Genomic DNA, 8,414 nt, shown 5'->3' on the forward strand with positions numbered 1-8,414 from the left:
ATTATGAAAACGTGTTAAGCTAGTAGAGGGATTATTGGAACTATTAAGACAATAATTCGCTTACATGAACGATGGGAGGCTTCACAATGTCTAGTAAAACACTTGCGAAATTTTTAGAAGAAAATTTAGAGGATTTAAAATCAAAGGGGCTTTATAACGTAATTGATCCGCTTGAGAGTTCAAATGGACCGATCATTACAATTGGCGGAAAAGAATATATTAACTTATCTTCAAACAACTATCTTGGATTAGCAACAGATAGCCGTTTGCAAGAAGCAGCAATTGGTGCTATTCATAAGTACGGCGTTGGAGCAGGAGCTGTTCGTACAATTAACGGTACTTTAGATTTGCATATTAAATTAGAAGAAACAATTGCAAAGTTTAAACATACAGAAGCAGCGATTGCTTACCAATCAGGATTTAACTGTAATATGGCAGCGATTTCAGCCGTTATGGATAAAAATGATGCGATTCTTTCAGATGAATTAAACCATGCTTCTATCATTGATGGTAGTCGTCTATCAAGAGCGAAAATCATCGTTTATAAGCATTCTGATATGGAAGATTTGCGCCAAAAAGCAATCGCGGCGAAAGAATCAGGTCTTTACAATAAATTAATGGTAATTACAGACGGTGTCTTCTCAATGGATGGAGATGTTGCAAAACTACCAGAAATTGTTGAGATTGCAGAAGAATTAGATTTAATGACATACGTAGATGATGCACACGGTTCAGGTGTACTTGGTAAAGGTGCAGGAACTGTAAAACACTTCGGTCTGTCTGATAAAGTTGATTTCCAAATTGGTACATTATCAAAAGCAATTGGGGTAATTGGTGGATATGTAGCAGGGAAACAAAACTTAATTGACTGGTTAAAAGTTCGTTCACGTCCATTCTTATTCTCTACAGCATTAACACCAGCTGATGCAGCAGCTTGCATGAGATCAATTGAAATCTTAATGGAAAGCACAGAGTTGCACGATCGTTTATGGGAAAATGGTCGCTATTTAAAACAAGGGTTAAAAGAACTTGGCTTTAATATCGGGGAAAGTGAAACGCCAATTACACCTTGTATTATTGGTGACGAAGTATTAACACAAGAATTTAGTAAACGTCTAAATGAAGAAGGCGTTTACGCAAAATCTATCGTGTTCCCAACTGTAGCAAAAGGAACAGGACGCGTTCGTAATATGCCTACAGCAGCTCATACGAAAGAAATGTTAGATGAAGCAATTCGTAAGTATGAAAAAGTAGGGAAAGAAATGGGCATCATTTAAGTAACGACATCTTTTGAATAGCTTGCAAATGAGGAGTGGGGAAAATGAAAAAAATTCTAGTAACCGGTTCTTTAGGGCAAATTGGTTCTGAACTAGTAATGAAACTTCGTGATGTATACGGTGCATCAAATGTTATTGCAACAGATATTCGTGAAACAGATAGTGAGGTAGTAACGTCTGGTCCATTTGAAACGTTAGATGTAACAGATGGACAAAAACTACATGATATTGCAAAGCGTAATGAAGTAGATACAATTATTCATTTAGCAGCTTTACTTTCAGCAACAGCAGAAAAAAATCCGCTATTTGCTTGGAATTTAAATATGGGTGGACTTGTAAATGCATTAGAAGCAGCTCGTGAATTAAACTGTAAGTTTTTCACGCCAAGTTCTATCGGTGCATTCGGTCCGTCAACGCCGAAAGATAATACGCCACAAGATACAATTCAGCGTCCTACTACGATGTATGGGGTAAACAAAGTAGCAGGAGAATTACTATGTGATTATTATCATCAAAAGTTTGGTGTTGATACGCGCGGTGTACGTTTCCCAGGTTTAATTTCTTACGTAGCTCCTCCAGGAGGCGGAACAACTGACTATGCAGTTGAAATTTATTATGAGGCGATTAAAAAAGGCACATACACCTCATACATTGCAGAAGGAACATACATGGATATGATGTATATGCCAGATGCTTTACAAGCGATCATTTCATTAATGGAAGCTGATCCAAGTAAACTTGTGCATAGAAACGCGTTCAATATTACAGCAATGAGCTTTGAGCCAGAGCAGATCGCAGCATCAATTCGTAAACACATCCCGACGTTTACAATGGATTACGCTGTAGATCCTGCTCGTCAAACAATCGCTGATAGCTGGCCAAACTCTATTGATGCAACAGCAGCAATGAAAGAGTGGGGCTTTAAAGCAGAGTACGATTTAGACAAAATGACAACGGACATGTTGGCTAAGTTAAAAAAAAAGCTCACAGCTGAGTTAGTGATGAATTAATAGGAAGGGTCGATTCTTAGGAATCGACCCTTTTATTTGTATTTTAGGAATATACAAACAATTATAAGCGTGATAGAATGAGTTAATTTGTGCATAAAGGGGAGAGATACAATGGAGAAATGGGAGTTAGCAAAGGAAATTTACAATACGTCACGTTTAACGGGAACATTTAAACTTCGATCAGGACAAGTATCAAATCAATATTTGGATAAGTACTTATTTGAATCTAATCCAGTACTGTTATTAGAAATTGCTAAACAATTGAAAGAGCTCATTCCTCCTGAGACAGAAGTACTCGCGGGTTTAGAAATGGGAGGAATTCCAGTAGCAACAGCATTATCTTTACAAACAGGTATACCAGTTGTATTTGTAAGAAAAGAAGCGAAGAAGTACGGTACATGTAAGTTAGCAGAAGGCGTTGATATTACTGGGAAAAATGTTTGTGTTGTTGAAGATGTTATTACGACAGGCGGTCAAATATTATTAAGCACGAAAGACTTAAGGGAACTGGGTGCGAAAGTCCACCATGTTCTAGGCGTGATTGAGCGAACGAAAGAGGGAAGAGAAAACTTATTAGAAGATGGCTTACAGCTACATTCGTTATTTACAATGGCTGAGTTAATTGAAGGAGAAAAGCAACGTGCAAAGAGTTGACGTCGTATATGCACTAATACATGATGAAGAAACAGATACAATATTAATGGTACATAATATAGAACAAAACGTTTGGTCACTGCCGGGTGGGGCTGTTGAAAAAGGTGAAATATTAGAGGAAGCACTAATAAGAGAAGTGAAAGAAGAGACAGGTTTAACTGCCGTGGCAGGTGGACTTGTTGCAATCAATGAAAAATTCTTTGAAGCATCAGGGAATCATGCAATACTTTTTACATTCCGAGCAAATGTAGTAAAAGGTGAACTGATTGTGGAAGATGAAGAAGAAATTTCTGCAATAGAGTGGGTGGATCGAACGATCGCAAATGAGCGATTCCCATTCTACGATGGAGGATTCGAGGCATTATTAGAAGTAGCCATTCCATACAAGTTTCAACCAGAAACAAAGTGATTGAAATAAAAAAACTGGAGCGCAAGGCTCCTGTTTTTTTATTCAATCGTCTTCAGTAATAACTTTTTCAAGAGTGGTTTAATCTTCAGACGTAAATCTTCAGCGTGATTTGCAACTAAGAAGTGATGGTTATAAATGTTCTTCATTAATTGATAAGTTGCTTCTTTCGCTTCGCCTTCTTCGATGAAGATTCCGATTACTTCCATACCACTTTTACGAGCAAGTTTGACAGCTTCATGCGTATCTAAAATACCGTCTTGTTGATAGTCTAGCGCAGAAGGTTCACCGTCTGTAAAGACAAGTAAGAATTTATGCTTTTCTGGTCTTTTCGCAAGCTTTTCAGAAACGATACGAATAATATATCCGTCGCGGTTATCTTCTTCTTCGCGAAGCTGCATAATTTCAGGACCAACGCCTGGTAACGTTGAGTTTTTATACGTTACAACTTCATGGATAACGTTTGGCTTATCTTCAGGTTTAGCACTAGAAGCATCTTCCCAAAATCCGCTAATAGCGTGCGGGATTTTTAAAGATTTCAATGCTTCATGGAATAGGACCACACTCTTTTTCGTTTCTTCCATTTTGTTATACATAGAACCAGAGCAGTCCACTAGTAATTGGAATGCAACGTCGAGCTCTTGTGATTCTTGTCCTTTTTTATAAAACATACGCGGTTGCTTTTCAGTATAAATACGAAGGAATTTCTTACGAAGTCTTCCGTAATATTTATCACTATTTGCATTCGTTTTATTTTCAATCGTTTTTTCGATAATTTTCTTTAATTCTTTTACATCTTTATTAACGACTGATTTGATGGCTTGGTAATCTTTTTTCTCATCGGTATTTGCTTTGCGGGCTTCTTTAAATGTATGAGAAGCACCAACGTTATACTTACCGTATGCACCGTCGTTTTGGCCAGAAGCGTGTGAAGCTCTTGCTTCTTCTGTATCAGCACCATCAAAGTTAGATTGTGTACTCTTTTGAGAAGTACCTTGTACAGAGCCAAGTGCTTGGTCACCATCTTCTGATTCACGAGCAGTGTCACCCATCATATTTGTTTTTGTTCCGCTTTCTAATTCAAAGCGTAAAAAGTTCTCGTTTTCGTTATTTTTATTTTCACGATGCCATGTCGAGAAACTTTCATCCATTTTGTTTTTATTTTCATCGTCATCTATGAGCTGCGTATCATCATTTGCTAAATCTTCGACGCGACAGTTCTTTTCGTCTGCAATGACAGATAAATAAAGCGGAGCATGTCCGAAATAATTATTAAGCATATCACTTTCAAGAAGCTCTTCTAATCGATAGCGAATTTTCTCAACGATATACATAATATCTTCCGTGTTACGAGCTTGGAATGTTTCATGCAAAATGGCTTCAATTTGCTCGAAATATTCATTATTAAACATTTCATATTTATCGCTCGTTAATGAAAGATAGCAGAGACAAAATAGACGATCACCGTGATAGTTACGAACACGATTGATTTCATTTTGTGAGCCGAAGTAATTGCGATACATTTCTTTTCTTCTTTTAAAAACATGCTTTGTGCCAGGGCGTAAGTTTTTTACGATTTCCTCAACACGTAAATCTTCTAATAGAACAAATAATTGCGTTAAAAACTTTTTCAAGGGTGATTCTTGTAATTCAATCGCATAAGAACGAATTAAAGTCATGTCCGAGTAATGTTTATTACCAAGTGCTTTTAAAAACACTTCGCTTTTTAATCCGATTACTGTATCCTCTTCTTTTCGATCATCCCAAAAGTGACTAATGACAACCTTTTTTTCAATTTCGTCGTAGTATGCTTTATAGCCATACTCAAGGTAGGCATCGTCTTCTTTTAGAAGAGCATACATTAAGTTTTCCATTTGTAGAAACAGCGACGCATCAATTTTTTTGTCACTAAAAATTTGTCTCATGAATTATCCCTCAAAGAAATAACTTTCTGCTAATTCACGGACAGTCATTTGTTCTGTTTCATCGTTTAATTTTGCGATAATACTACGTTCAATTGCACGCATAACAGGAATATATACACCTAAATCACATGCGTCGATAATGCCACGAATACTTGCTGCCTCTTCACTTACACGTCCATCACGAGCTAAAGGCATAAGGTCGCTTGCAAATGCAACGAACTTTTCAATTGTTGCAACATCATTTAATTTTGATTCAGCTAATAATAGTTCTTTTAATGTATCACCTTGAATGTAAGGAACTTCAATAATAACGAAACGGTTTTTTAATGCTTCGTTTAGTTCACTTGTACCAACGTAACCTTCATTAATTGCTGCGATTACGCGATATTCTTCATCACCGTATACAACTTCTTGTGTAAACGGGTTAGTAATCATTTTACGGTAATCTAATGCACCGTGAAGAAGTGGTAACGTTTCAGGTTTTGCCATATTGATTTCATCAATATATAGGAAATGACCGCTCTTCATTGCTTTCATAAGAGGACCGTTAACAAATGTAACTTCAGATGCACCATCTTTCGTTTGTAGTGTGTTGTATCCTAAAATACCTTCTACATCTAGATCAACGGAACAGTTAATGCTATGCATTGGTTTTTGGAATAAAGAAGAAAGAGTTTCAGCTAGTACTGTTTTACCACTACCAGTCGGCCCTTTTAATAGAATGTTTTTGCCAAGAAGAAGTGCTGTAATAGCATCTTCAATAATGCTGTTATCAGATGCTTTATATATTTTCTTACCAATTAAATGTGCATTTTCACCAGCTTCTTGCTTATTCTTTTCGTGAATGTTTGAGAGCTGTTGTTTTAAATCAGCATGTATATGAAATTGTTCTAACATGTATTTCCCACCTAACATTATTTTCATAAAGTAATACATCTTATGATAACTTGTTTTAATATGGTATGCAAAGAAAAGGGGAGAGGAGAAATACAAAAGAAAAAGCAATCAATATTACATTGACTGCTTACAGTAAAGGAGAAATGAGCCTCATAAAAGACTCTAATATTCGTTTTTTGATACTTCTTTTTTGGAATGCGTTCCATTTAATTTCAGTAGAATGCTTAAAGTCATCTTCAAAATCACGTTTAATATCATGAACGGTTTCTGATTCATATAGTACGCTAATAAGTTCGTAATTTAATTCAAAGCTACGTACGTCCATATTTGCCGTTCCAATTGTCGCGATTTTATCATCAACGAGTACAATTTTTGCATGCATAAAACCATCTTTATAACTATAAATGGAGGCACCGGCTTTTAAAAGTGGAGTGAAGTAGGATTGTGATGCTTGATCACTAATAATACTATCACTTTTACCAGGATATAAAATGCGTACATCTATGCCAGATATTGCACTTAAACGTAATAATGTTAAAGTTTCTTGATCTGGAATAAAGTATGGTGTAGCGATCCAAATCGATTTTTTTGCAGATCCCATAACGGCTAATAATGTATTGCGAATGCTTTTATCATCTGAGCTTGGTCCGCTTGCTACAATTTGCACAGCACCTTCTGCATTTGAAATTTCTTTACCTGGGAAGTATTGTCTATTCATAAATTGATCCCACGAATAAGTATTCAACCCACTAGATGCATAGAGCCAGTCCTCTAGAAAGATTGCTTGTAATTTATATAACGCTTTTCCTTCTATTTTTAAATGACTATCACGCCAAATGGGGAATTTTTTTGAACGGCCAAGATATTCATCACCGACGTTGAGTCCTCCGGTAAACCCGATTTCTCCATCTACAATGACGATTTTACGGTGGTTACGATAATTAACTGTTTCAAGTAACCAAGCTGAAAAAATAGGGTCAAATTCAACAATTTCAATCCCAGCTTCTTTCATAGGTTTTAAAAAGCGTCTTCTTAACGTATTACTTCCTAATCCATCATAAAGGAAGCGTACAATAACACCAGATTTTGCTTTTTTTATTAACGCATCCCGAACTTTTGTACCAATCTCATCAGATTTATAAATATAGTATTGAATATGTATGTGGTGTTTTGCTTGCTCGATAGCTTGCAAAATTTCTGAGAATGTTTGATCTCCGTTTGTTAAAAGTTTTGTAGTTGTTCTATCTGCGGCAGGTCCGCCTCCAAATTTTTGTATAACTTTTGTTAAATGTGTAGAACGCTCATGTAAGGGGACTGTGAGTGATAATTCTACTCGTCTTCCTTCTAATATTTCACGGAATAATTTTCTTTGTTCTTCTGAACGATGGAGATGTTTTTTTCTTCTCCAACGGCTACGCCCGAAAATAGAGTATAAAAGCACACCTACAACGGGAAGAAGTGCTAATACTAAAAACCATGCTAAGGTGCTTTGTGGAGATCTATTTTCGATAAAAATAACGAAAGATATTCCTATGATTGTAAGAGACCATAATACACCGAAAAAGGTATATAGTGAGAGGATAGGCGTATCTAAAAGTAAGAGTACGATAGATACAATTATAAATACCAATAATAATTGAACGATAGGTTTCTTCATTGCTATAAAATTCCTCTAATCTTTCTTAAATATAGAATTCTTATATAAAAAGGTACAATCCGACATTCTTATTATAAAGTGTTTTGTTTTTTTTACAAAATATAGACATTTTCCTCATGCTTTCCGCATTTGTCCTACATACAGTATATTGTTACGTTATTAGCCCGCTATTTGCTGGTTAATAAACAGTGTAGGAGGGACAAAATCCTTGCCCCTTATATAGGAAAGGGGATAACCATATTACGTGGATTCTTCCTATTATATAGGTTACCAACAAGGTCCGTACTATTCATACAATATCTATTAAGATGAGAAAATGGAAAAGGAGAGAGGGAACATGAATTATATAGAAAATAACGGATTGTATTATCGTCATACTCATGGCGGGCACCATCATAATGGAGGGCATAATCATCATGGTGGACACAATCATTATGATCATCATCATCATCACGGTGGTGGATGGGGCTGGGGTGGCGGCTCATGGGGCGGTGGATTTTTCCCTGGAAGTTTTGCTGGAGGCATGTTAGGCGGACTTACAGCTGGTGCATTAACGGGTGCAGCAGGTGGAGGCTACTATCCAGCACC

The 8,414-nt window shown here is 36.4% G+C and carries 8 protein-coding genes; 5 read left to right on the top strand and 3 right to left on the bottom strand.

Annotation, left to right across the window (positions count from 1 at the left end; translation table 11 throughout):
• The first annotated feature begins 86 nt into the window (after window positions 1-86).
• The 4 genes from MR113_RS20830 (at window position 87) to MR113_RS20845 (ending at window position 3,350) form a co-directional block, all read left to right on the top strand.
• Window positions 87-1,277 carry a glycine C-acetyltransferase gene (locus tag MR113_RS20830; protein WP_000095914.1) on the top strand — a complete coding sequence of 397 codons (1,191 nt, stop codon included), beginning with the start codon at window positions 87-89 and terminating at the stop codon, window positions 1,275-1,277.
• A 44-nt stretch (window positions 1,278-1,321) separates the two neighbouring features.
• Window positions 1,322-2,287, top strand: coding sequence for an L-threonine 3-dehydrogenase (locus MR113_RS20835; protein WP_000723139.1), 966 nt, complete (start codon window positions 1,322-1,324; stop codon window positions 2,285-2,287).
• Between the two features lie 111 nt (window positions 2,288-2,398).
• Window positions 2,399-2,941: an orotate phosphoribosyltransferase gene (gene pyrE / locus MR113_RS20840; RefSeq protein ID WP_242256597.1), complete on the top strand. Its 543-nt coding sequence runs from the start codon at window positions 2,399-2,401 to the stop codon at window positions 2,939-2,941.
• Window positions 2,928-3,350 carry an NUDIX hydrolase gene (locus MR113_RS20845; RefSeq protein ID WP_242256599.1) on the top strand — a complete coding sequence of 141 codons (423 nt, stop codon included), beginning with the start codon at window positions 2,928-2,930 and terminating at the stop codon, window positions 3,348-3,350. The genes pyrE and MR113_RS20845 overlap by 14 nt, the downstream gene beginning before the upstream one ends.
• Before the next feature lie 38 nt (window positions 3,351-3,388).
• Here MR113_RS20845 and MR113_RS20850 read toward each other — a convergent pair whose 3' ends face one another.
• The 3 genes from MR113_RS20850 to MR113_RS20860 all read right to left on the bottom strand — a co-directional run bounded on the left by MR113_RS20850 (window position 3,389) and on the right by MR113_RS20860 (window position 7,826).
• Window positions 3,389-5,272, bottom strand: a complete 1,884-nt coding sequence (locus MR113_RS20850; protein ID WP_242256602.1) for a vWA domain-containing protein — start codon at window positions 5,270-5,272, stop codon at window positions 3,389-3,391.
• Window positions 5,273-5,275: 3 nt separating this feature from the next.
• The gene (locus MR113_RS20855; protein WP_242256604.1) at window positions 5,276-6,169 is read right to left on the bottom strand and encodes an ATP-binding protein; all 894 of its coding nucleotides are present in this window, start codon (window positions 6,167-6,169) and stop codon (window positions 5,276-5,278) included.
• Window positions 6,170-6,296: 127 nt separating this feature from the next.
• Window positions 6,297-7,826, bottom strand: a complete 1,530-nt coding sequence (locus tag MR113_RS20860) for a cardiolipin synthase (protein ID WP_242256605.1) — start codon at window positions 7,824-7,826, stop codon at window positions 6,297-6,299.
• 316 nt (window positions 7,827-8,142) lie between these two features.
• Between MR113_RS20860 and MR113_RS20865 the strand changes: the two genes are divergently transcribed.
• Window positions 8,143-8,414, top strand: a 272-nt coding sequence (locus tag MR113_RS20865) for a cobalt transporter (protein ID WP_242256607.1), incomplete at its 3' end; no start/stop codon positions are given.

The organism is Bacillus cereus group sp. BfR-BA-01379, from assembly GCF_022663605.1.
Lineage (GTDB): Bacteria > Bacillota > Bacilli > Bacillales > Bacillaceae_G > Bacillus_A > Bacillus_A mobilis.

Coding starts and splice junctions, on each gene's coding strand:
- MR113_RS20860 (WP_242256605.1), bottom strand. CDS start 7,826: ATGAAGAAACCTATCGTTCAATTATTATTGGTATTTATAATTGTATCT.
- pyrE (WP_242256597.1), top strand. CDS start 2,399: ATGGAGAAATGGGAGTTAGCAAAGGAAATTTACAATACGTCACGTTTA.
- MR113_RS20830 (WP_000095914.1), top strand. CDS start 87: ATGTCTAGTAAAACACTTGCGAAATTTTTAGAAGAAAATTTAGAGGAT.
- MR113_RS20850 (WP_242256602.1), bottom strand. CDS start 5,272: ATGAGACAAATTTTTAGTGACAAAAAAATTGATGCGTCGCTGTTTCTA.
- MR113_RS20855 (WP_242256604.1), bottom strand. CDS start 6,169: ATGTTAGAACAATTTCATATACATGCTGATTTAAAACAACAGCTCTCA.
- MR113_RS20835 (WP_000723139.1), top strand. CDS start 1,322: ATGAAAAAAATTCTAGTAACCGGTTCTTTAGGGCAAATTGGTTCTGAA.